Source organism: Microbispora amethystogenes (assembly GCF_016863015.1).
Lineage (GTDB): Bacteria > Actinomycetota > Actinomycetes > Streptosporangiales > Streptosporangiaceae > Microbispora > Microbispora amethystogenes.
The window spans coordinates 63,282-87,716 of record NZ_BOOB01000057.1 but is presented as its reverse complement, the minus strand read 5'-3'; the positions used below and the strand labels follow the sequence as shown (position 1 = coordinate 87,716).

The following is a 24,435-nucleotide window of genomic DNA, read 5'->3' as shown; positions in this document are numbered from 1 at the left end:
TTCGATCTCGGCGGTCAGGCTCAACCTCCGGCCCTTCCCACGCCGAGCGCACATAGCCAGGGCTGAATAGCTGGGGGATTGCCAGGCCGACATGTGCGCAGCTCCCAGGACCCCTCGCCAGCCAAGGAAACAGAGATCGTAGATGTTGTACCAGCCAGAGCGACGGCAGGACATGCAAGGGCGCACCCAACTTGCCAAAATCACTCCACCAAAAATTAATCAGCGGAGATATTTTGCAATAAAATAATCGCCGTGATGGTTAGATGATTAATGCGCCCCCAGAAACATGTTCCCGCGACCATAAATATCCGACGCGCAATAATAAACGGAAGTGCTACTCGATCAACCCCTCCAGCCAACAGGTCCATGCGCCACCACTACAGCGGCTGCCGACGGCTGGAATTCCCCTTGCTTTCACCCCATTCACTGATAGCATGCCCAGTGCAGCATCCCCTTGGAACCCATTGACACTACGGAGTTACCATGATCGCCGATTTAGACCGCCGCATTCTAATCTTGAACGACCTTTCGAACATCCACCTGTCTGCAGGGGTCGCCGCCGATATGCAAGGAGAAGGCGCCCTGCGGGCACGCCTACGCATCCAAGCGGGCGCCATCAAGAGACTTGCTGCAGCTGGACGGCCAAACACCATGACACGAACTGTCACGTCAGCCAACGACTTCGCTCGCCTCGAGAGAGTCGTCGAGCACTTTGACGACGCCGGTTTTGGTGTGACCCTGCTGGAGAGAGGACGGCGCACCGGGAAAGAGCTGGGAGCTGACCACTACCTACAGCTATGCATGCTGCGAGAAGTCTTCGATGCCGTTCCTGGCGTAATTGTTTTGTTGAGCGGAGACGGGGCCGGCCACGAAGAAGGAATCGGATTTCTGGCCGACCTGAAACGAGCCCGCAGCAGAGGTTGGGGGATCGAAGTTCTCGCTTGGGACCGGACTTGCAGCCGAGAGTTAAAGGCCTGGGTTCAGCGGCAAGGCCCGCACGGCGTCTATATACCTCTTGATAGGTACTACTACTCGATCACCTTCGTCGAGGGCGGTCGTCGGGCGCTACCACTCAGCCTGAGAGGCAGACCCCAGGCCGTCCCTGGAGATTCGAACGGAATGGCTGCATGACCTTCCTGTGGCGGCGCGCGGTCTTGCCCTCCTGATTCTTCGCGAGCGGGACCGCGCCGCCGCGTCTGCCGTCCATGAATTCACTGTCCCACCCGCCGCATCGGCAACCATGGGTCGGTAGCTGGACCGAGCGAGGTTCTGTTGACCCACAGTCGGTGCGGCAACGGGACCCATATTGAAGCGGATGCATGTCTCCCTCGTCTGGCCTCGGCCATGTAACGCTTCGCAGCGGCTGCTGGCTGGCGGCGCCGGCCTCCAGGTCGTTAAGGAACATCTCCACTAGCTGCCGGTCGTGACCTGCCCAGACCTCACCCATGCCGCCCTTCGCGACGGGATGGTTCAGCTCGTACCGATCGCTGATGACCACCCACCCCTCCGGGCGATGATGCTTTGCGGAGAAAGTTACGTGCTTCTATGCATGTGGACGGAGCGTCCCGTCGATGATCCCGTTGAAGCCAAGCTGGACGAGCGATTCGCTTAGCTGAGCTACCTGCTGCGCCGCGCTCTCGAGCTCCATAAGGCGGCGGAAGGCGATGCCGTATGCCTGTTGCTCGGGAAGCGGAAGAAGCGGAATCGGCGCCCGGCGCGGGTCAATACGGCTGGATGCGGAGGATGCTCGCGCGACGCCGGACGCCCCAGCTGCGCGAAGGAAGCCGGCCAGGAAATAGGGGTCGAGCCGGTCCGGATCCACGCGGAACAAGGAGATCTGCGGTCCGAGTACGGCACCCGATACTTTGATCACTCGCGCGACAGACTGGTGGGTCAGGACTGGTGTCACCACGTCGTTGGCCTGGCAGATCACCGTACCCGACTCTTGATGAGTTCGTCCTGACGGGCTGCGCCCCATAGCGACGTCTCTTGCGGTGAGCACGGACATCTCGCCCTCGTTAAGTGCCATCTTGAGCGGCGCATGAAGCATTGTGATCACGCCCGCTTTGACGAGATCTCCCACCGTCGTCAGGGGCAAGTCACATGGGCTGCTCTCACCCGGTAAATCCGGAATCGCCGACGACAGAGCAGCCGAGGCCGAAACAAGTTGTTGCCGGGTATGGTTGAACCCTTCAGCGGATACAGTCGCAGCTGTCGCCAGATGGCGACCCGTGCTGACGTCTACCTCGTCATCGAGTAGATCGATGATCCTTAGGGCGCCGCTGCCGTCTGGCAGCGGCGGTTCCCCGTCGGGATCCCGGCAGAACGCCTGCCAGGCCGGCTGGACGATCGACAGATCGTTCGCGGCATTCACCATCAACACGTGTGATGGTGGCCGCTCTTCTGCAAGAGGACGACGAAGTAGCCAGAGAGCAGGAGCCATACTCGAGGCAGGAGCGGCACCGGCTGGCAGCGTCACGACAGCACGAAGCACGCCCGATCTCAACAGATTGCTCCGGATCCGCCGGCCGCTGCGGCGGCCAGCTGCCGCCGATGGCATCACGATCACTACGTGGCCACCCGGTTTCACGTGGGCCAGACAGTGCTGCACCCAGGCGAGTTCCGACTCCCCGCGCGGCGGGAGACCGTATTCCCATCTCGGATCACTGCTGAGCTCCTCGTAACCCCAGGTGCGATCTGCGAAGGGTGGGTTGCAGATCACCGCGTCCGCGTGTTCGCCGGCGAAGGCATCGCGGCGCAGTGAGTCGCCTGTCGAGATCACAGCGTTTCTTTCATGCAGCAGGAGTCGGACTGCCGTCAGCCTGGCGGCGGTGGCGTTGATTTCCTGCCCGAGCAGGCGTTCCGCCTTGGCCGCCACCAGCAGCGTTCCGATGCCACACGCCGGATCCAGGACGGTCGGCCCGTCCACCAAGCTGACAATGAGCTCTGCGATCTCATCGGGGGTGGCCAGGAGACGGCGCGAGTGCGCCTCGACATAGCGACCACAGATGAAGTCGAAGGCTTTCGCTTCCCCGACCTCCTTCGCGTAGTCAACAAGCGAGTGGACCAGCTCGATGTCGTCGAGCACCGTCAACGGACCTGGCACGTCGGGTACGGCTTTCGCCATGGCGTCCGGAAGCCGTTCGAGGAGTTCCGCTTGCTTGGCGAGCTTCTTCCATTCGGCCGGTTGCCGCTTGACGAAGAGCAGGAACGCGCCAACGGTACCCACCAGGTCGCCGAGCCGCAGGTCATCGTCGGTAGTGCGGAGCCGCTGCCAGATCCGGTCCCCCGTGGACACATTGAACTTCTTGCCCTGCCGACGCAGCCACTCTTCGACCTGCACCAGCGAGAAGGTAGGGCTGGACGCGGTACCTCCCACGGGCTGGGGGAAGTCGTCATACCGCTTGCGCCAGTTACTGACAGCGGCGCGCCCGACGTCGGCAAGCCGCGCAATGTCCGCTGCGTTCACCGTTGCGTCGTTCCGCATCTCCGTACCTCACCTATGCGATCACCCAGGGCTACGCTACCCCACCAGCCAGCCAGTTGACAGATATTGCTTGTGAATAGCATCAACCACTGCTTTACTTGTGCTAGACCTCTTTCGAACTGCAAGATCCACACTCGTAACGATTGATGCACTCTGCCGGATTAAGCCCTTGCCCCCCGGCACTGCGGGCCGAAGCCCCTGACGATCCTTTGACGGACATGGTGGTCACGACATGTCACAGACCGACAACCTCGGTGCACCCACAGCAGCGCGGTCATCCGAGCTCCTCGATCACCTCGAGGCTGGGTGGAGGACCCAACTTCGTTGCGTCTCACTCGTCACCGAGTTGGAAGTGAGCAGCGAAACGCTCACACAAGTCGCAGAGGCATTCGGCGAGCTCTACCACCTGCAGATCGCCAAGGGGAAGTACCCAGCGCTCTTCGACCGCTGGCCCGGGTGTCTCGCCGTCGCTCTGTCGGGCGTGGCAGCGAGGGACTACAAGCAGGGCACCTTCTGGCCGTACTGGTGGGAGGCCACGGCACTCCCCCTCGGGTTGCAGGACCATGCACCCTGGGGCAAGGCTTTTCTCCGCGCGCTCGCCGACCTCGGACTCCCCGCATTCCCCGAAATGCACTTGCGCTACGTGGGCCCGATTGTGATGCATGCGGGCATCCCGACCTTCTGCCTGGAGGATTTCTTCCGGCTGCTCCTCCAACGTCGTGCACAAGATCCCGGTCTCGACGCAGAAGCCTTCCTCACCTGGGCGGTGGGCGGGGAACATCGGCTCAACAGCCTGGACGAACCGGCTCGCCGGTTCATCCGCTACGGCACCGACTACGCCGCCGACGTCCTGGACCGCTGCCTCGACCTGATGGACCGACTGCGCTCCCCCGATCCCGACCTGGACAGCCTCGGGCTGCCCGCCCGGTTCGTTAAGGAGGCTCGGGACCTTGCCGCCCAGGGCAAACTCGAGCTGAAGCGGAGTGGCGCTGCCGAGGCGAAGCGCAGCCGTACCGAGCGTCCACGACTCGGCCTCGACCCGTTCGGGCAAGGGATCCAGATCATCCTTCCCCCGGTCGGCGACGCTCCGGACGGAACGGCGCGCTGGAGCGTCACAGTTGACGGGCTGCAGACCATGGTCCGAAGCCAGTCGCTCTGGGTGGGCGCGGCCGAGGGCGCCCCCAGCACCTCCTTCGCGGTGGCGCAGCCCGCCCGCAGGGCTCAGGTTTCCCTGTACGGCTCCGCCCACGAAGTGGAGCTGGAGATCGTTGACCCACGGGACCCCCTCCTGATCTTCACTGACACCGGCAGGCATTTGCCCGATCGCCTGGCCCTTCCGCCGGACATCGTGTGGGTGCTCCACCCAGCCGACCGTGACTTGGCCTGCGACGTGGCACCTCACGTCATCGCCGAAAGCCCGCTGCCCATCGGCTGGGATGGGTGGCGGCTGGTGCAGATCTCGCTGGAGGGTGCAGCGTGGTTTGCTCTGGCCGGTGAAGACGCCCATCGCCGCCCGATCCGCGGGCACAGCAAACCGCGAATCATCACCGGCGATCCCCTGACCGGCGTCACCACCCCGTACGGCTCCGCCGTGTTCGCCAAGGTCCCGTCGGTCTGGCTGCCCGCTGAGATGAAGACCACCTGGCTGGTCGACGTCCGTCCCGCGGACGGCGGGCCGAGCGTCTTCACCGACTCCTTCACCGTCAGCGAACCCACCGAGATTTCGCAGGAGTTGTGGGCATCGCTCCCCCGGCCGGTCCTCGGCGCCTTCGACATCACGATCCGAGGCCCTATCGGGCGCAACACACGCCACTCGGTCGTCATCGCTGAGGGCCTCAGCTCCCAATCCACTCCCCAGATCCGCCTGTTCAACCAGGAGGGGCTGACCCCGGCGCAGACCTCGCTGTCGGCATGTCCCGGCATGCAAGTGGAGCCGAGTAAGCTCGCCTTCACCTCTCGCCAGCGAGAGCACGTCGTCACCTGCAGCACCGACCATGAGACCGAACCGTTCATCGTCGCGCCGCCGCACATGCGGGTGCTGATGGACGAGACTGGGCAGAGCCCACGCTGGCACGCTGGCCCGCTTCGCCTGGTGACCGAGGACGTGGAGAACGTCGAGTCCATGCGTATCGAGGTTCCCGGCGTCGGCAAGCTCCCGCCCGTCGAGATCCTGATCGGCGGCAAGTCAGTGCAGGAAGTGGCCTCGTCAGGGCGAGGTCACTACAACCTCAAGCGAGCCGCCACCACACTGAAAGTGCACCACAGTGCCGACCTTATCCTGCCGTTGCTCGGCCGAGCGGTGCCCGTGGCCAGCGTACGACCCGCCAAACTTGCATCCGAGATCACCTACCACGAAGATCACCTCGTGTTGGAGGACGGCGTCTGGGTCGAAGGCCTGACAGCCGGGATCTATTTGACGACCGCGCCCTGGCGGGAACCAGAGATCATCCCGGTGGAGAAGGACTGCACAATTCCGCTCCCACCCCGCCTCGTCGGCGCCGGAAGAATGCACGTACGGCTGACGATCGAGGACCCGTGGCTCTGCGAGGAATGGCCCCGCTGGCCACACCCCCGGGAAAACTTCATCTGCGAAGTCCCCGGCAGGTACCTCGGGGTCGATGAGGAGGAAGTCGCCATCTCTGGCTACCTGGCCGGGATGAACGACCTCCCACTCGAAGTGTCCAAGCTGAACCGCCTCTGGACGATCATCGATCTGGCCAACCGCATCGACTACCCAGCCGCGAAGCTGCGGATCGAGGAGGTAGCAGCCGTCCTGCGGCATCACACCCACGCGGTCCGCGCCCTCGCCGACACGGCCTTGCCTCCGGACCGAGTCGTCGTGGCCCTAATCACCACCGGCCTTGCCTCCACGCCCGTCCACGGGTATCGCGAGTCCGACGGTCACCTGTGGCGGAAGTCTCCAGCCATCGCTGCCCTGCTCACCAGCTCGGCGCTGCCAGAACAGGCGAAGGAGGACGCCGACCTCCTCGCGGGCATCGAGGCCCAGTGCGGGGGGACTGCCGTTCGACTGCTACGCGGCGAGGTGGACCCTCACGCCGAAGTCGGCACCTTCGGCCCTGACGCCGAATGGATGGCACAGCAGAGTCCTGAGCAACTTGAGGCCATGTGGAGCGCCGCCCGTGTCGTGCCTTCCGCTCTCCTCGACGAGGACACCCGCGTAGCCGCCGCACGCCGGTTATTCGACAAGCGCACCAGCTACGACGCCCGCGACGTGAGCAATGGAGCCGGCCGCGCGCTTCGTGACGCCGTGAACATCAAGCTCACCAAGTACCAAGGGCTGGAGCGGTACATCGAGGCCCGCTGCCACCCTCAGCGTCGTGACGGGTGGCTGGCCCTGCCTGCGGTATCCATAGCTCTTGCCCTCGTCGCGCGGATCGCCGCCCGAGGTCATGGCGGCTGTCAGCGCCTCGAGAAGCAATTCCGACCACTCTGGCGGGCACTAGCGAAGATCTCCCCCGATCTGACCACTATTGATCTAGTACGCGCAGAACTTCTCGTGGCCGGACGGGGCATCGAAGCTGGCGAGTAGACCTCTGTTCTGCTAACTACATACGCCTGGTTAGCATTCTTAGTCATATGCACCACCAGCACCGATCGAACCAATATGAGGCATCCGTTGCTCGACACACCGTCGCAAGCAGAGCTGATCGCAGCCGAGCTTGAGCGCCGTGCTCGAAAACGAGCAGCGAGGTCAGGAATGGGCACCACCGATCCGGTGATGGAAGGGTGGGCCCGCCTTGGCATCCAGGCGAAGGACACAGTCATCGCCATCCGGCAGTCTCTAACATGGCTTCTGCAGGACAGCCCCGAGGCGAGGCGCGCCTACCACGACGTCATCAGCCGTTCCGTGGAGGAGATCCCTGACGCGACGCTGCCTTCGGCGTTGAAGGCGGCTCTCACCGATCTCGACCCGATCCAGCTCATCACGCACCTTCGAAGACTGCTTGAAGCCGGCATTCCGTGGATGAGCGAACGGGGTATCCGACGAGTGGCGCTTCTGGCGGCACCCCGACCGCAGTTCGGCACGGTGCGCCCGCTCGGTTCCGCATCTCTGGACGGCGACATCTACTGGCGCCTCTACCTCGCCGTCCTCGGCCATCCTGCCCGGATAAGCCCAGAAGAGGTCATTCCGCTCATCCCCAAGCTCCCGTTGCCCATCGTGGACGATCTCGTCGACATAGGCGTGCTCGGCCAGGATGACGGGCCCTGGACCTACCGCAAGGACACGTACGAATCCGCCTACCTCCGCGCGCGGCTTGTTCCCGAGTCCATCACCCGTGCCGACGCCGAGCACATCAGCTGGGCCGAGAACGTGGCACGGCACGCCTTTCTCGACGGAGACGCCGTCACGGGGGACGATCTTTTGGAAATACTGGCCGCCCTATACGCCGGCGCGAATGTCGACCACTTCGCCTTGCGAGCCATGCTGCCGCCTCTACAGAGGCAACTGATCAACGACGTCATGGACGGGATGTCAGTCGGTAAATGGCCCGAGCATGTCGCCTCGGACAGGAAGCTGTGGCGACTGCTCGACGCGCAGTGGGCTAGGTCGATGCAGGAGCATGATGAGAACCGTGGCGCTAAGACGTCCCGCGGGTCCAGGTTGATCAACGCGACCGACGGCGAATTCAACGCCTGGCGCGCGTTCTGCGCAACATACAGGTCCATTCTGGACGGCCATATCGATCGTGCCGTACGGCAGGCCGAGAGCCTGGAGAAGGCGGATGTCCACAGCGACGACCTCAAGGCGGAGATCAATAACATGCTGGCCTATCTGGCCCAGCGACCCGACCAGTGGAAGGACGAGGATCTGGAGAAGGCCGAAACCCTGCTCGACCGGGTTCGCCACCTGCATCCGGCCGTCGAGGACAATCTCGATATCGTCCATAACCGCAAACTGATCTCTGTCAACAACCGCACTTCCTGGGAGAACCCATATTTCGTCCTGGGCCTACCCCACGGGGACCCGGATTGGAATGCGCGCTGGCGCGATCTCAGCACGGATCATCGGGATGACATCGAAAAACTCGCCGCTTTGAACGACGCCTGGCATAGACTCACTGAAGCCGAAAAGTTCGGCATGCCATTCTTTGCACTCCCGCTGGACCCAGCCATCTTGGAATTTCCTGAGGGACGCTCCCCGGCGCTGATCCCCCCACTCCAGCCCCTACCTCGTCGAACCGAAACCGGCGTTGAAGACCTACAGTTCTTGAAATCTCTCGCAGCTCCCGACCTCCTGGTGGACTTCGACACGCCAGGGAAAGGCTCTAACTAATGAACGCATCACACCCCGAGCGCCCGCCGCATGGAAGTACGCCCGGAAAGCCAAGGGGATCCGTCACGCGATCCACGTCCACGCAGCCCCGGACGGAGGAGCAGATTCGCGAGGAGTTGATGCGAGAGTTCCGGGCCGAAATCAAGGCCATCAGAGCCGAGATCCACGCAAAAGCGAAAGCTGAGATCAAGTCCCGCGTCGCAGCCAGAGTCCGGGCGACAGTGAAAGAGGAGATCCGCAAGGAGATCGAGGAAGAGCTGCGAGTAGAGATCGAGAGCAAGATCAGAGCCGAATTCCGCACTAAACCCGATCCCGGGAAACTCGCACCCGAAAGAAATCCAAACAGCCATCTCGATCCCTCTACACTACTGGCCAGCTTCAGCGAAGAAGCCAAAAAGCTACTACAGGAAATCCATCCAGATTCAGCAACTCCACAACAGTTGGCAAACGCCATCCGTCAAGCAGTGCTAAACGCATTACGAACTCGCAAGATCCATCTTTCCCAACTCGTCGAGATCGACCGCCTCCAACGACAAGGGGTGGGGGCCAAAAAGATTGGTGATCGAGTTTCTGAATGGTTTACTCGGGCAGGCCTCAGCCGGGTCGAAGAGTTAAACAATATCGAATACTTTGACATACAAGGCAACATTCACGACGGCGACTTTCTGGCACTTCTCGAGCCTGCCTATGTCGACGAAATTTCCAATCAGCTTATCCAACCAGGAAGAGCGAAGATTATCAGCCAATCATACGGTAAAGGCAATCGAATCGTGCGACGCTCTGACCTCCTCGCCGATGCGTCAGATAATGAGGAATAAGCGTGGGAACTGGCATTGATTTTGGGACGACTAACTCTGTGGTCGCTCAGTGGAACGGCTCAGAGGTAGAAGTTCTTGCATTGGACGCCGACCATCTGAACTCCGACTGGTTCCACGACTCCTTCGAAAACCTCTTCCCATCCGTGGCAGGCCAGAGCACCCTTCGCTCAGGCCTGCTCTACGGCTGGGAGGCAAAACTTCGCTCCGATCTCGCCATCGAGGCGTGTAAGCGCATGCTCAAGAGCGAGGGCGGTGTGCAGGTGGGTTCCCGCCGATTCCCCGCTACCACTGTTGCCGCAGGGGTATTCAGCGCCATGCGCGATCGAGCACGGCGCCGGCTGACAGAGATTGAGAGTGCGGTAGTTACTGTGCCCGCCAACGCGAAGGGCGGTGCCCGCTACCGCACCAGGGCGGCGGCGCGTGCCGCGGGCATCCGGGTCAAGGCTCTCTTAAATGAGCCGACCGCAGCTGCTCTGGCCTATACGCACCATGTCCAAGACAACGGCACGATCATGGTGTTCGACTGGGGCGGCGGCACTATTGACGTCACCGTTCTGGACCATCACGACGGTTTCTTTCATGAGAAGGCCTCCCGCGGCATAACCCAGCTCGGTGGGATTGAGATCGACGAGCGATTGCGGGAACTCATCCTGCGCAAGAACGGCAAGACGCCAGCGCTCGACATGGCCGGAGAGCGCGAGTTCGCCCTCGCTGTGGAGCGCACCAAAATTCGGCTTTCCGTAGAGGAGGCGGTCTTCGTCACCATCCCCGGGTCGAAGACTATTCAGGTCACCCGAGAGGAGCTTGAAGCAGTGGTCGGGGATCTGGTGGAGCGTGCGCTCCAACCGGTCCGCATGTGCCTGAACGACCTCGGGATCGACCCCATCGACGTGGACGACATCCTCATGATCGGTGGAACGAGCCAGATGCCCTGCGTCCGACGGGCGGTCGAGCGGTTGATGGACGACGAGACCGTGAATCCGAAGCTGTGCGAACCCATGACCGCGGTAGCCCGCGGTGCCGCCCTGGCAGCGGCAATCTTCGACCGAGAGATCGAAGGCGTGCTCAAGGTCTCATCGATGTACGCCCTCGGCACCAGCAGCAGGGATCCGAAGAACCCGCAGAGCGACAAGCGGATCTTCAGCGCGATCATTCCGGAACGCTCGCCCCTCCCCATCATCCGGGAGAAGAGCTACACACCGATCGATGACTTCCGGTCACACCTGTCAATCCAGGTGTGGGAGGCCGACCCCTCCAAGCCGCTCGACGATGAGGAGAATTTCCAGCTCACTACGCTGCGGCTGGAATACCCGAAACCGCTTCCCCGCGACGAAGGGCAGTTCCTTCTCAAGTACACCTACACAGACGAAGGCCTGCTCAAGGTCAAGGCCACGCTGACCAACACCGGTGAGGTGGTCCTCGACCAGGAGGTAAAGGAGTTCACTCACGGTGGCTCCATCTCTCCAGAAGAGATCAAGGTTCAGCTCCACGAGCTCAGTCTCACCCCACCACTGCGAGCCGGCCTCCGCGCCTCATCGACGGCCCTCCCGCAGTTCAGCGACACGCTCAACACAGCAGCTCCTGAACCAACGCCTTCGGGTCCACGATTTGTGGTCGACGGATCCAACATCGCCTGGCTTCGCACGCCTCTGACCCGCGGCGAGCGGCCCAGCTTTGCGCAACTCGTCGAAGCAGTAACCGCTCTGAAGCGTGAACACCCTGGCGCATCCGTCGATGTATTCGTCGATCCCGCTCTACGGCACCAGCTCGACGAAGCTGAACGCCCGGCACTCGCGCAGGGCATCAGCTACGGCGAGTTCATCCAAGTGGCCGCCGGAACGCACGGCAAGGCAGATCGTGCAGTGGTCGAGCTGGCTACGCGCAAGAACGCGACCATCGTGACCAACGACAACTACGCCGAACTGCAAGCCGACTTTCCCTGGCTCTTCGACAAGGATCGCGTCCTCGGCATCCAGTACGCGGGTGGTATCTGGATGTTCCTGCCGAGAACCCCCCTGAAGCCACGACGACCTGGCGTGAACGGGCGCTGACCTTCTCTCCTTCTTCCCCGGAGTCAATGTGGACCCGCTCAAGACGAGTGCTCTCATCACCGACACCTACCGGCGTTACCTTCGTTCGATCCTCCCCGTGCGGGATCCGAAGATTGCTGAGGCGTTGGTGGCGGAGATCACGAATAGCCCGATCCTGACCAAGGGTCCGCTGCTGGAGGCGACGCCGCCCTACCAGACCGGTGCCACTCTCCGGGAACTGATCGAGGAGAAGGTGCTTTGCGAGGGGTTCCTCAAGCTCGGCGGGTCCAATCTCTCGCTGGACCGCCCGCTCTACTTGCATCAGGAGCGGGCACTGCGCAAGGCCACGTCAGGGCGGAACTTAGTCGTGGCGACCGGTACCGGCTCGGGCAAAACGGAGAGCTTTATATACCCGATCTTCAACTCTCTGGCGACGGAGCACGCAAACGGCACCCTCGGCCCGGGCGTTCGCGCGCTGCTGCTCTATCCGATGAACGCTCTGGCCAACGACCAGCTGAAGCGCCTCAGGCAACTCCTCGCGGCTGTGCCGTACATCACTTTCGGTCGCTATACCGGCGACACACCTGAACAGGCACACAAAGGCGCCGCCCAGTTCGAGGAGCTCAACCCCGGACAGCGGCGCCTGCCGAACGAGCTGCTGAGCCGGGAGGAGATGCGCGACAGTCCCCCGCACATCCTTTTGACGAACTACGCGATGCTGGAGTACCTGTTGCTCCGCCCTGCGGACATGGAGCTCTTCGAAGGAGACCACGGCGGGCACTGGCGGTTCATCGCGCTCGACGAGGCACACGTTTACGACGGCGCAAAAGCCGAAGAGCTCGGCATGCTGCTGCGCCGCCTGCACGATCGGGTGGCGCCCAAGCAGCGGCTCCAGTGCATTGCCACCAGTGCGACCGTGGGCGACCAGCCGCCCGCGGTCATGGACTTCGCGTCGAAGCTGTTCAGCGTCGATTTCGAGTGGGTGGACGGCAACGAGGATCGCAAAGACCTCGTCACAGCGACGCGGGTGCCCATGCCAGAAGGGCCATTCTGGGGGCCGCTCACAGCACAGGACTATCTGGAGCTGGCGCAGAGCGACGCCCCTGGTGAAGAGCTGTTCTGGCGCGCGAACGGCGACTACCCCGACGCCGGTACGGCTCTCGCGCACGAGCATGCCATGGCCACGCTTCGCGGAGCCCTCTCAGGCGGACCGCAGTCGTTTGACAGACTCGCCCAACTGGTCTTCGGTGGCCAGGACGACCCTGAGAGCGCGCTCGCCGCTCTGGTCCAGGTTGGCAGCCGGGTGCAGGACACGTCGGGCACCTCGGTGCTGTCTGCCCGCTACCACCTGTTCGCCCGCGCCACAGAGGGCGCGTTCACCTGCCTGACAAGCGCCGGACCGCACGTCTCCCTCGGCAGGCACGAGGTCTGCACATTATGCGACGGCGCCATGTTCGAGCTCGCCGGCTGCAAGCGATGCGGCGCTGTGCACCTCATCGGCGCGGTGGAGATGTCGGCGGGTGGCGCGGTCTTCACACCCCGGATCAAGCATAAAGACTCCAGAACGTGGCTCCTGGTGGGTAACGCTCCTGAGGTTGCCGATGAGGACGACGTGACGCTGGAGTCGGGGCCAGAGACCGACGCGCAGGATGTCCACCTGTGCCCCCGGTGCGGCGCGTTGCATGCCATGCTCCCGATGACCTGCGGACGCAACGGCTGCAGCGAGACACAGCTGCGGCCGGTCAGACGCCTGAACACCAAGGCCAGTTCCCCCACGGCCTGCTTGGCCTGCGGCGGCAGGGGCTCCGGGCAAATCCGGCAGTTCGAGAGCGGAAACGACGCGGCCGCGGCCGTCTTGGCCACCGCGCTCTACCAGGAGCTGCCTCCCGCGCCCGACGAGGACATCGCCGACCAACCGGGAGAAGGCCGCAAGCTCCTGAGCTTCAGCGACAGCCGCCAGCAGGCCGCCTTCTTCGCCCCCTATCTGGAGAACAGCTACACCAACCTGCAGCAACGCCGCCTGATCCTCGACGGACTCACCCGGGCGACCAAGATCGATAACAGGGTGCCTGTAGCCGACCTCCTCCACCATGCGACCAGGGCCGCGACCGATGCAGGTGTGTTCCAGCGCAGAGACAGCTCCCAGACGAAGCTGCGTGAAGTCTCCCTCTGGGTGATGCGCGAGCTGGTCGCGATGGACGAGCGCCAGTCGCTGGAGGGCCTCGGCCTGATGCGGGTGGAGCTGGATCGAGATCCCCAGTGGAAACTGCCGTCAGCGCTCCTTGGCCTGGGGCTCTCCGAAGAGGAGTGCTGGACCCTGCTGGCCGAGTTGACCCGCTCCCTGCGGAATCAGGGCGCAATCACCATGCTGGAGGACGTCGACCCTCGCGACGAGGCGTTCGACCCCCGCCGCGGCCCCATCTATGTCCGTAAGGAGGGAGCCGAGCCGAAGCTTAAAGTCCTCAGCTGGGTGCCGACGCGAGGAGTAAACCGGCGGCTCGACTATCTCAGGCGGGTCCTTCTGACGGTCGGATCGCCCATGGATCCGAGGGAGGTGCTGGGGAAGCTTTGGGATCTGCTGACCAACATGAAGGACGGCTGGTTGCCAAAGGACCAGGTGCCCAGGGCCGGGGTAGTGCACCAGGTCAGCCATTCACACCTGATGCTCTCCCCCGCCTCGGAGATCTTCCGCTGCGACCTCTGCAGGCGCATCACGACCGTGACCGTGCGTGGGGTGTGTCCCACACTTGGCTGCACGGGCACGCTGCTCCAAACAACGGCCGACTCCGATCACTATCGGACGCTCTACCAGACCATGTCGCCGATCCCGCTGGTTGCCCGGGAGCACACCGCGCAGTGGACCGGCAACGAGGCCGCCGACATCCAGCAGAAGTTCCTGCGCGGCGAAGTCAATGTGCTTTCCTGCTCGACGACGTTCGAGCTCGGCGTCGACGTGGGCGAGTTGCAGACGGTCATGCTACGCAACATGCCGCCGACAACGGCCAACTACATCCAGCGTGCCGGACGGGCCGGACGGCGAGCCGACTCCGCGGCTCTGGTGCTGACCTATGCCCAGCGGAGGTCCCACGACCTGTCCCGCTACCAGGAGCCCGAGACCATGATCGCGGGGCAGGTGCGCGCGCCGTACGTGCCGCTAGGGAACGAGCGGATCGATCGCAGGCACGCGCACTCGGTCGCGATCGCGGCGTTCTTCCGCCACGCCAAGGCGACCAGCGGGGAGGTCTGGCGCACGGCCGGCGAATTCTTCCTCGGCGCCGATGGCAAGGACGCGCCCTCCACCATGGTGGAGAACTTCCTCACCCCCGTGCCCGAGGAGATCACCGCATCCCTCCGCCGGATCCTGCCCTCACCGGTGCAGGCCGAGATCGGCGTGGAATCGCATTCCTGGGTGATTGCGCTGTGCGATCTCCTGGAGAAGGTACGGCAGGAGCTCACTCAGGACATCGAGACGTTCGAGCAACGAATCAAGGAGTGCGCGGACAACAAGAAGTTCGACCAGGCCGCTCGCTACCAGCGGACCATCAACACCCTCACTCGGCGTAACCTGATCGGCTTCCTGGCCAACCGCAACGTGCTGCCCAAGTACGGCTTCCCGGTTGACACCGTTGAGCTGCGCACCGCCCACTGCGACAGCTCGGTCGGAGCACGTCTGGAACTGGACCGTGACCTGTCCAGCGCGATCTACGAATACGCGCCCGGCTCGGAGGTCGTCGCCGGTGGTGTGCTCTGGCGTTCGGCGGGTCTCTACCGCCTTCCCGGCCGGGACTTGATCAGCAACTACTATTACGTGTGCAAGCACTGCCAGCACTTCCGGCAGGGCAACGAGAAGCTCGATCCGGTCTGCCCTGCCTGCGGCACGACCGCCGACTCCCCGCCGCGCGAGTACTACATACCGGAGTTCGGCTTCGTCGCCGAGTACAAGACGGCGAAGCCCGGCATGAGCCCGCCGAAAGCCTCGTGGAACGGCGCCACCCACGTGGTGTCACTCGCGGCCGAACCCGTCGAGCAGATCTGGCGGGCGACGAACGGCCTCACCGTGCAGTGTCGCTCCGGCTCGCGCGGCAAGATGGTCGCGCTGGCCGAGGGTCCGTCCGGGGGCGGTTATCTGATTTGCGACTGGTGCGGGTGGGCAACGCCCAACTTCGGCCGTGGCAAGCAGGCAGCCACGCACAGTCACCCCATGCGGCAGTCGGAGTGCAAGGGCAAGCTGCGCTGGCGCTCACTCGCCCACACCTATGAGACCGACATCATGCAGCTACGTCTGGAGTCCCTGGGACTCTCCAAGCCGCAGTGGATCTCCACCCTCTACGCCCTTCTCGAAGGAGCCGCTAACGGCCTCGAAATCAGCAGGAGCGACATCGACGGGGCTGTGCACCCGGGCGGCGATGGTGAGACCAGCCTGGTGATCTACGATTCCGTCCCTGGCGGAGCCGGATCGGTGATGCGGATCGCCGAGTCGTTGGACCGTGTCGTCGAGACCGCGCTGAGGCGGGTCTCCGACTGCGACTGCGGTGAAGAGACCTCCTGTTATGGGTGCCTGCGCAACCGCCGCAACGAGCGGAGTCACGACCTGCTGAGCCGTGGCGAGGCGGTCAAAGTCCTCCAGCTCCTGACCGGGGACGGCCCTCTCAAGGCCGAGAAGTAGGCGATCCACAAGTCGCGACATCTAAACTCGACAAGCTACTGAGGATCGGAGGGGGTTCGGGTGGAGCCCGGAAGCAACCGCTGGGTCGAGGTCACACCCTCGGAATACGCCCATGAGCGAAGCGGTCTGGCGGCTATCCGCGCGCTGCTCAGCGAGAGCGACCCCTATCGGGCGTGGAGCAACTTCACCTTCACCACCAAGACCAACCGCCAGTACGAGGTAGACCTTCTGGTCATTGGCCGTGGTGGCATCTACCTTTTGGAGCTCAAGCACTGGTCCGGCCGGATCACCGGTGATCAGCAGACCTGGTTCCACAACGGCCGTCCCGAGGACAACCCCAGCCGCCTGGCCAATTCCAAGGCTCAGCACTTCAAGCAGCTTCTGGTCGACGCGGGCGGCCGAAACCTGCCGTTCGTGCACGCAGGGGTTGTCCTTCATAACCCCGACACCGAGGTGCGGCTCGACAGCCGCGGCCGGGCCGGCGTCTACCGGATCGACGGGCAGGGACCCGACGGTCTTGACGAGATCGTCAATGACGCGATCGAGGCGGCGCCCCGCAGCACCCGTGACCTGATCGACGGCCGGCGCTCCGCCGAGTTGGCCAGACTGATCACCAGGGCGGGCGTTCGCAAGAGCGTCAAGCATCGCAGGGTGGGCAACCTGCTGGTCTCGGAGGATCCGATCGCGGAGGGTCCCGGTTGGCAGGATCATCTGGCCCAGCATCCCTCTCTCGGTGAGGCCCGCCGGGTTCGCTTCTATCTAGTCGACAAGGCGGCCTCAGAGGAGGAGCGCGGGGCGATCCTGCGGGCCGCCAAGCGGGAATACTCCGTCCTCGAGAACGCCGCCTACCCAGGCATCGCCCGTGCGATCGAGCTCTACGAACACGACCGCGGTCCCGCGGTCGTCTTCACGCACGACCCGACCGAGGTTCGCCTCGATCACTTCCTCCGCCAGAAGTCGGACGCCCTCACCGTCGACCAGAGGGTGGAACTAGTCCGCACGCTCACCGGAACCCTCCGGTACGCGCACGCGCGCCGCCTGGTCCACCGCAGGCTCAGCCCGCTGTCGGTCTACGTTCGCACCCTCGGCGACGGCAAGTACGGCGCGCGCGTCCGTGACTGGCACACCGCCGGCCGGATGGCGCCGGGGCAGACCGGCCAGGTGGCGGGGACTCGCACGCTGGAGGCGCTGACCGACCGGGCTGCGCACGGCTATCTCGCCCCGGAGACACTTCACAACGCGGACGCCGACGCCGTTCTGGCCGACGTGTTCGGCCTGGGCGCACTGACCTTCCTCATCCTGACCGGCAAGGCTCCCGCGGAGTCCAATGAGGACCTGCTCCTGCGGATCGCCCGGGACAACGGGCTCGACCTCACCATGGAGTTGCCCGGCGCTTCCCAGACGATGATCGACCTCGTTCGCGAGGCCACCACGGGTGACGTGGATCTGCGCACAGAATCGGTGGATCGGTTCGCGCAGGCGCTGGAAGAGCTGATCGCCGAGATCGGCGGGCAGCCGCGGGTCGACCCGCTCACTGCCGGGCAGGGTGCCGTCCTCGGCACCAAGGAGGAACCGGGCCGGTTCGAGGTCCTCCAGCGGCTCGGTCAGGGGTCCACCGCCGTCGCCCTGCTCGTCAAGGATTCCAAACACGGCGAGGCGGTCCTGAAGGTCGCGCTGGACGAGGAAGGCGCCAGGCAGCGATTGCTCGATGAGGCCGCGGTGCTGCCCCGTGCCCGCGAGCCTCGGATTGCCCGCAGCCTTGCCGGTCCACTGCAGGTTGGCGGGCGTACGGCGCTGCTTTTGGAAGACGCCGGCAGAGAAAGTCTGGCCACGATGATCCGGCGCGAGGGCCGGCTCTCGCTGGACTTCTTGCTCCGCTGGGGCACCGACCTGTTGGAGATCCTGCATTCCCTGGAACTGGCCGGAGTCACCCACCGCGACATCAAGCCAGACAACTTGGCGTTTCGCGCCCTCGGCAGAAATGACGAGGTCCACCTCACCCTGTTCGACTTCTCTCTCTCCAAGGCGCCGGTGGAGCAGACCTCGGTCGGCACTCCGCCCTACCTTGACCCCTTCTTCCATCACGTACACCGCGCTCAGTACGACCAGGCGGCAGAGCGGTACGCCGCCGCGGTCACGATGTACGAAATGGCCACCGGGCAGACCCCTGTCTACGGCGCAGGAAGCAGCCACCCCGCGGCGGTGGACGCCGACGTCACGATCGACGAGGCCGTTTTCGAGCCGGGCCCGGCCCGGGACGGCCTGCTCTCGTTCTTCCGTACGGCTCTTGCCCGTGACGTCAAGACGCGGCATGACTCTCTGGAGAGCATGCGGACGGCCTGGCAGCGGATCTCGGCAGCTGTTCCGGCGCCTGTCCCGGTCACCGGTGGGGGCAGCGTCAACCCGGTCACCGGCGATGAGCTCGACAAGCTGGCCGCGGAGGCCACCTTGGAGACAGCAGTCTCCTCCGCGGGGCTCACTCCGCGGGCTGTCGACGCACTGCACCGCATCGAGGTGCGGACCGTCGCGGACCTGCTCGCCCGCAACGCATTCGAGCTCTCCCGGCTCTCCGGCATCGCCGACCTCACCAAGAAAGAGATCCGGCGGCGGGCCAAGCAGTGGCGTGCCCGGCTCCAGCAGGGTGTCGTTCACCCTGTTGCCGCGGAGGGCGACTCTCGCCGCGGGATCGAGGCGCTGCTCGAGTCACTGCTGCCCAAGGCGCCCAAGAAGGGGGCTCAGCCGGCGGACTTCACGGAGCTCAGGATCCTCCGGCTCTATCTCGGTCTCGACCCAGTGGACACCGCCTGGCCTTCAAATAGTCACTTGGGGAAGGCCGCCGGAGTCACCGGAGGGCGTGTCGGCCAGGTCGTGCCCGAGGCGCGCAAGGGCTGGTCACGAAAGCTCGCCCAGGTGCGGAACGAGCTGGTGGCACTCGCAGAGGAGATGGGAGGAGTGGCTTCCGCCGCGGCCCTTGCCGACGCGCTGCTCATCTCCCATGGTTCGGTCGCGACCGGTGAAGACCGGCGCCGCCGCACGCTCGGCCTGGTCAGGGCCGCCGTCGAGGTCGAATCCGAGCGGGGCGGCGCCGCCCGGCTCCTGCATCGCCGTGCCCCGGGCGGCGCGATCATCGCGCTGGAGAAGCCCACCGATCCGGAGGCCGTCCCCGGCACCGACCTGCTCGACTACGCGACCCGGCTTGGCCGTGCCGCCGACCGGCTCGCCGATGCGGACCCGCTTCTGTCACCCGCGCAGGTCGAGGCGGCCCTTCGCGCCGTACGGCTTGCGCCTGGCATGGCGGAGCTACCCGCGGAGCGGCTGGCCACGCTGGCCGCATCGGTGTCTGAACGGGCTGCCGCCAATGGTCTGGGCGAGATCTACCCACGGCGTATGGAGCCGCGCCGGGCCCTGGAACTGCTGGCCTCGTCGTTCGGCGCGCTGCGGCACGGCCTGGACGTCAACCAGCTCAAGGCCCGCGTCCTCGCCCGCTACCCGGAGATAGCACCGCTTCCGACGAGCCTCGGCGAGCTGGACGCCCTAATCAAGCTGGCGAAAGTTCCGCTGGTCCGGACCGGGGCCGTTTACCAGCCGCGGGGTGCCGAGAACACCCTCATCCCGCCGACGAGTTACCGGTCGGGCACCCGGGGCTCCGTCGCCACGCGGGACCGCGAGGCGGCCGACTTCGAGCGCAGGATGACGGTCTCGCTGACGGATCGCGGCTTCGTGACGCTCAATGTGGGGCATCTCTGGTACACACAGGCGATCGAAGCGCTCCAGCGCCGGTTCGGCATCGAGACGGTGGACATCACAGCCGAGTTGCTCGCCGCCATGCGCGCCACCGCGCGCAAGCATGACGTCGACTGGTCGCTGGTGTTGCGTTCAGACCGTCCGGATGCCTCACCGCAGGACGCGGCCAACCTGCGCCAGCTCGTCGCGCTCGCAGCCGAGGACCTGGAAACACGACTCCGTGCCGACACGAAACCGTTGCTGATCGTGGAGGCCGCGCCGTTGGCACGATACGACCGGCTGGCCGTGCTGGAAGCGCTCGCCGACCAGACCTCGGCGCGGCCCGCGGCGCGGTGGCTGCTGCTTCCCGCCAACCAAAGCGGCCGGCCGCACCTCGACGGGCATCCGGCCCCAGGTGCCATCGGTGCGGTCCAGCTCTCCACCACCTGGATCAAGGCACACCAGCATGCCGCCGTCTCCTGAACGTCCGGACTCAGCCGTCGCCGCCTTCGTGCCACGAAGCTCGATCGGTGGCCTCCACATGCGCAGAAGAACCCGAAGTTGAGCTCAGGCCTGATCGACCCCCTATATATCGTTATCTAGCTGACGGCATGCCACTGCTGAGGAGCACTTACTGCCCTCTGGGATGATCTGTCAGCGAATATGGCTACGGAAGAGGTGTCAGGTGTTGGTTGTCTCCGCCGAGCTGTTAAGGGATCTCCAGCGGCAGGCTCAGCTTGTGGTGGCGGACCTGCGGGAGCAATCCGAGAGCGTGCCGGAGCTCAAGGCCCGGCTGGACGAGATGTACGACATCGCCCGCGCAACCAAGCGGACCGGGGAAGGCCCGACCGCCTGGCTGAACGACCAGTGCGAGCAGGCGGCCAGCTCTTGGGTGATCGCCTGCGCGTTCATCCGGTTCTGCGAGGACAACGACCTGACCGGGCACCGTTGGATCGCCTCGCGGGACGCGGACCAGCGGGCGACGAGCGAAGCAGCGGACGCCCAGGAGGCGTGGATCGCGGCCAACCCGCGGCTCAACGGCCGCGAGTGGCTTCGCGAGGCGTTCCGCTGGCTCCGCTCCACTCGGGCCGGGCGCGCGCTTCTCCCCGACACCGACTTCGTCTGGTGGTGGGACATCTCCGCGGACCGCGCCGACGCGCTCATCGACGACTTCCGGCGCCGTGATGACGATGGCGTGCGCCTCAGGCACGATTTCCACAGCGAGACCCTGGACACCCGGTTCCTCGGTGACCTCTATCAGGATCTCTCGAAGCACGTCCGGGAGAAGTTCGCGCTGCTCCAGACTCCGGTCTTCGTGGAGGAGTTCATCCTCGACCAGACCCTCACCCCCGCTCTGGAACGTTTCGACCTGGCCGAAATGAAGCTGATCGATCCCACGTGTGGGTCAGGGCACTTCCTGCTGGGCGCATTCGACCGGCTGCTGGAGGAGTGGGTCCGGCTGGAGCCCGGCACCGACCCGCGGGTTCGAGTGCAGCGCGCGCTGGACAGCGTGCACGGCGTGGACATCAACCCTGCCGCGACCGCGATCACCAAGTTTCGGCTGATGGTCGCCGCGCTGCGCGCCTGCCGTGTGACCCGACTGGACGCGCCCAATACCCCAGAGCTCCGATTGAACATCGGCACCGGCGACTCCCTCATCTACGGTGGCGGCACCTCCGGCGGTCGCCAGACCGAGCTCAACGTCGAGGGCCTGCTCTGGGCCGAAAAGCAGGACCAGGATAAGGCGGAAAAGGCCGATCCGTTGGCCTACCATCTGTACGGCTGGGAAGACCTCGACCAGTTCCCCGGCATCCTCGACTACGGCCGGTACCACGTCGTCGTCGGCAACCCGCCCTACATCCAGGTCAGCGATTCGACGTTGAGCAAGGCTTACAAGCAGCGTTTTCCCAGTTGCTATCGGCAGTACGCCCTCTCGGTGCCCTTCGCCGAACTCTTTTTCCGCCTCGCGGTCAAGGATGACGTCGATCCTGGCTACGTCGGCCAGATCACCGCTAACTCATTCATGAAGCGCGAGTTCGGTAAAAAAGTCATCGAGGAGCTCTTCGCCACCAAGGTTGATCTCACGCACGTCATCGACACTTCCGGTGCCTACATCCCCGGCCATGGCACCCCCACTGTGATCCTGATCGGCAAGAACCGCGACCGAAACCGACATTCCGAGGTGCGCGCCGTCCTTGGTGTACGAGGTGAACCGTCCCAACCCGCTGATCCGAGCCGCGGGAAAGTTTGGCGTTGCATCGTCGACCATCTCGATCACCCCGGAACCGAGACGCCCTACATCTCCGTCACCGATCTTCCGCGCGCCCGACTCACCACTCACCCGTGGTCCCTGACCGGTGGTGGCGCTATAGATTTGCGGAATCTTCTCGAAGAAGGATCCACTCTCCGCCTCAAAGATCAGCTTGATAACTTCGGCTTCTTATGCGTTACGCGCGAAGATGACGCATTCCTGTTAGGAATGCCAACCTTGCGGCGCAGAAAAATCTCGAATGACTGGATCGGATTCTTTGCCGAAGGTGATACCGTCCGCGACTGGAGCATCATTGATCGCACGGCAGCTCCCTTCACTCATGAGCATCCAATAGAGGGACAACTCCCTCCCCCCTCAGTTATTCGGGCGCTTTGGCCCAATCGTAGACTTCTAGAAATCCGAAAAAGCCTCAGTGGCACACAAAAGGATCGCGGCCTTCCCTGGTATGAGTATTCGGCGTACTCACCGAAGCGATGGAGATCGCCCGTCGGAATCCTAATGAGGCTCGTTTCGACTCATCCTCACTTCGTTCTGCGAACAGACGGAACTCTTGGGACTCAAGCCTTAACGTTCATCCAGCTTAAGGCCGATAAAAGCAAGACCGACTATCTTGGACGATTGGGGCTTTTCAACTCGTCCACTGCCTGTTTCTGGCTCAAGCAGGTCAGCCACAACAAGGGCAGCACCGTCGACAACAAGGGCGCTCGCCAAACAACCGTCGCCTGGGAGAATTTCTACGAGTTCACCGGAACCAAGCTTCAGGAGTTTCCCCTCCCAACAAGCTTCCCCGAAGAGCGGGCACGACTTCTCAATGAGCTGGCCCGGGAGTTGGCCTCGGTGACGCCGGCGGCCGTGTGTGCGGGAGCCGTACCGACCAGGAAGGCGCTCGACACAGCTCGGGACCGGCATGCGGAGATCCGGGCGCGGATGATCTCGGTGCAGGAGGAGCTGGACTGGGAGGTCTACCGGCTTTACGGGATCCTGGAGGAAGACCTCACCTACGGCGGGGACGACCTGCCGGGTCTGGCCCTTGGCGAGCGGGCGTTCGAGATCGTCCTCGCCAGGCAGGTCGATGCCGGGGAGACGGAGACCGCGTGGTTCGATCGGCACGGTTCGACCATGCGCACCAACCACCCGGCGCACTGGCCGGAGGCGTATAAGGAGCTGGTCCGGCGGAGGATCGACTTCATCGCGAACAAGCCCCTGCTCCACCTGGTGGAGCGCCCGGAGTGTAAGCGACGCTGGGCGGCGGAGCCATACGAGACAGCACGGGCGGAGGCGCTGCGCGGGTGGCTGCTGGACCGACTCGAAGACCCGCGCCTGTGGTCCGACAGGAATGGGGACCCGCGGGTGCTGAGCGTGGCGCAGCTCGCCGACCTGGTCCGGCTCGACGGCGACTTCCGGCAGGTTCTCGACCTCTACGTCGGGAGCCCCGACTACGACCTGACGGCGAGCCTCGCCGCCCTACTAAAGGACGAACAGGTGCCATTCCTCGCCGCGTACCGCTACAAGGAGAGCGGGCTGCGCAAGCGGGCCGAGTGGGAGCGGGTCTGGGAGCTTCAGCGGCAGGAGGACGCCTGGGAGGCGGCCCGTGCGCGACACCAGGAGCGCTGGTTGAAAGAGGAGATCCCGGTCCCGAAGACGGGCCCGGGTTCCGACGCGGAGCGGCCGGCGCCTATCCCGGCTCCGCCGAAGTACGGCTCCGCGGACTTCCTCCCGGGCTTCTGGCGGCACCGCGGCAAACTCGACGTCGCCAAGGAGCGCTTCATCGGCTACCCCGGCGCGGAGCGGGACGGCGACACCAGCCCGGTCTACGGCTGGGCAGGTTGGGACCACCTGCAGCAGGCGACGGCGCTGGCGAACCTGGTCGCCGATCGCGGCCTCAGCGGCGAGCGGGTGATCCCGCTGCTGGCGGGCGTCGCTGAGCTGGAGCCGTGGCTGCACCAGTGGCACAACGAGTACGACGCAGAGAACGGTGACGTGCCCGCGGAGTACTTCTCCGCCTGGCTGCGGGACCGGCTCGCCGAGCACGGGCTGACCCGGTCCGCTCTGGCCGACTGGAGGCCGACCGTGACCACTCGCGGCGGCAGAGGCAAAAAGACCACCAAGAACGCCCAACCGCCAGCTGAGAAGGGGAACTGAC

At 64.5% G+C, this 24,435-nt stretch carries 9 protein-coding genes; 8 read left to right on the top strand and 1 reads right to left on the bottom strand.

Translation table 11 applies throughout. The features are described from left to right. The first annotated feature begins 483 nt into the window (after positions 1-483). On the top strand, positions 484-1,131 hold the full coding sequence (locus Mam01_RS31945; RefSeq protein WP_204288907.1) for a PIN domain-containing protein: 648 nt from the start codon (positions 484-486) through the stop codon (positions 1,129-1,131). A 412-nt stretch (positions 1,132-1,543) separates the two neighbouring features. Here the strand turns inward: Mam01_RS31945 and Mam01_RS31940 are convergent, their stop codons facing one another. Further along, positions 1,544-3,487, bottom strand: coding sequence for an N-6 DNA methylase (locus tag Mam01_RS31940; protein ID WP_204288906.1), 1,944 nt, complete (start codon positions 3,485-3,487; stop codon positions 1,544-1,546). A gap of 352 nt (positions 3,488-3,839) precedes the next feature. Between Mam01_RS31940 and Mam01_RS31935 the strand changes: the two genes are divergently transcribed. The 7 genes from Mam01_RS31935 (at position 3,840) to pglX (ending at position 24,434) form a co-directional block, all read left to right on the top strand. Continuing rightward, positions 3,840-7,037 carry a hypothetical protein gene (locus Mam01_RS31935; protein ID WP_204288905.1) on the top strand — a complete coding sequence of 1,066 codons (3,198 nt, stop codon included), beginning with the start codon at positions 3,840-3,842 and terminating at the stop codon, positions 7,035-7,037. A 168-nt stretch (positions 7,038-7,205) separates the two neighbouring features. Then, on the top strand, positions 7,206-8,783 hold the full coding sequence (locus Mam01_RS31930) for a hypothetical protein (RefSeq protein ID WP_204288904.1): 1,578 nt from the start codon (positions 7,206-7,208) through the stop codon (positions 8,781-8,783). Positions 8,784-8,902: 119 nt separating this feature from the next. Beyond that, positions 8,903-9,601, top strand: a complete 699-nt coding sequence (locus Mam01_RS31925; protein WP_204288903.1) for a hypothetical protein — start codon at positions 8,903-8,905, stop codon at positions 9,599-9,601. A gap of 2 nt (positions 9,602-9,603) precedes the next feature. Next, positions 9,604-11,652 (top strand): Hsp70 family protein, encoded by a 2,049-nt coding sequence (locus tag Mam01_RS31920; protein ID WP_204288902.1) that lies wholly within the window; start codon positions 9,604-9,606, stop codon positions 11,650-11,652. 28 nt (positions 11,653-11,680) lie between these two features. After that, on the top strand, positions 11,681-16,297 hold the full coding sequence (locus Mam01_RS31915) for a DEAD/DEAH box helicase family protein (RefSeq protein WP_204288901.1): 4,617 nt from the start codon (positions 11,681-11,683) through the stop codon (positions 16,295-16,297). 60 nt (positions 16,298-16,357) lie between these two features. Continuing rightward, on the top strand, positions 16,358-20,503 hold the full coding sequence (pglW, locus tag Mam01_RS31910) for a BREX system serine/threonine kinase PglW (protein WP_204288900.1): 4,146 nt from the start codon (positions 16,358-16,360) through the stop codon (positions 20,501-20,503). Positions 20,504-20,705: 202 nt separating this feature from the next. Continuing rightward, positions 20,706-24,434 carry a BREX-2 system adenine-specific DNA-methyltransferase PglX gene (gene pglX, locus Mam01_RS31905; RefSeq protein ID WP_204288899.1) on the top strand — a complete coding sequence of 1,243 codons (3,729 nt, stop codon included), beginning with the start codon at positions 20,706-20,708 and terminating at the stop codon, positions 24,432-24,434. Position 24,435 lies beyond the last annotated feature (1 nt).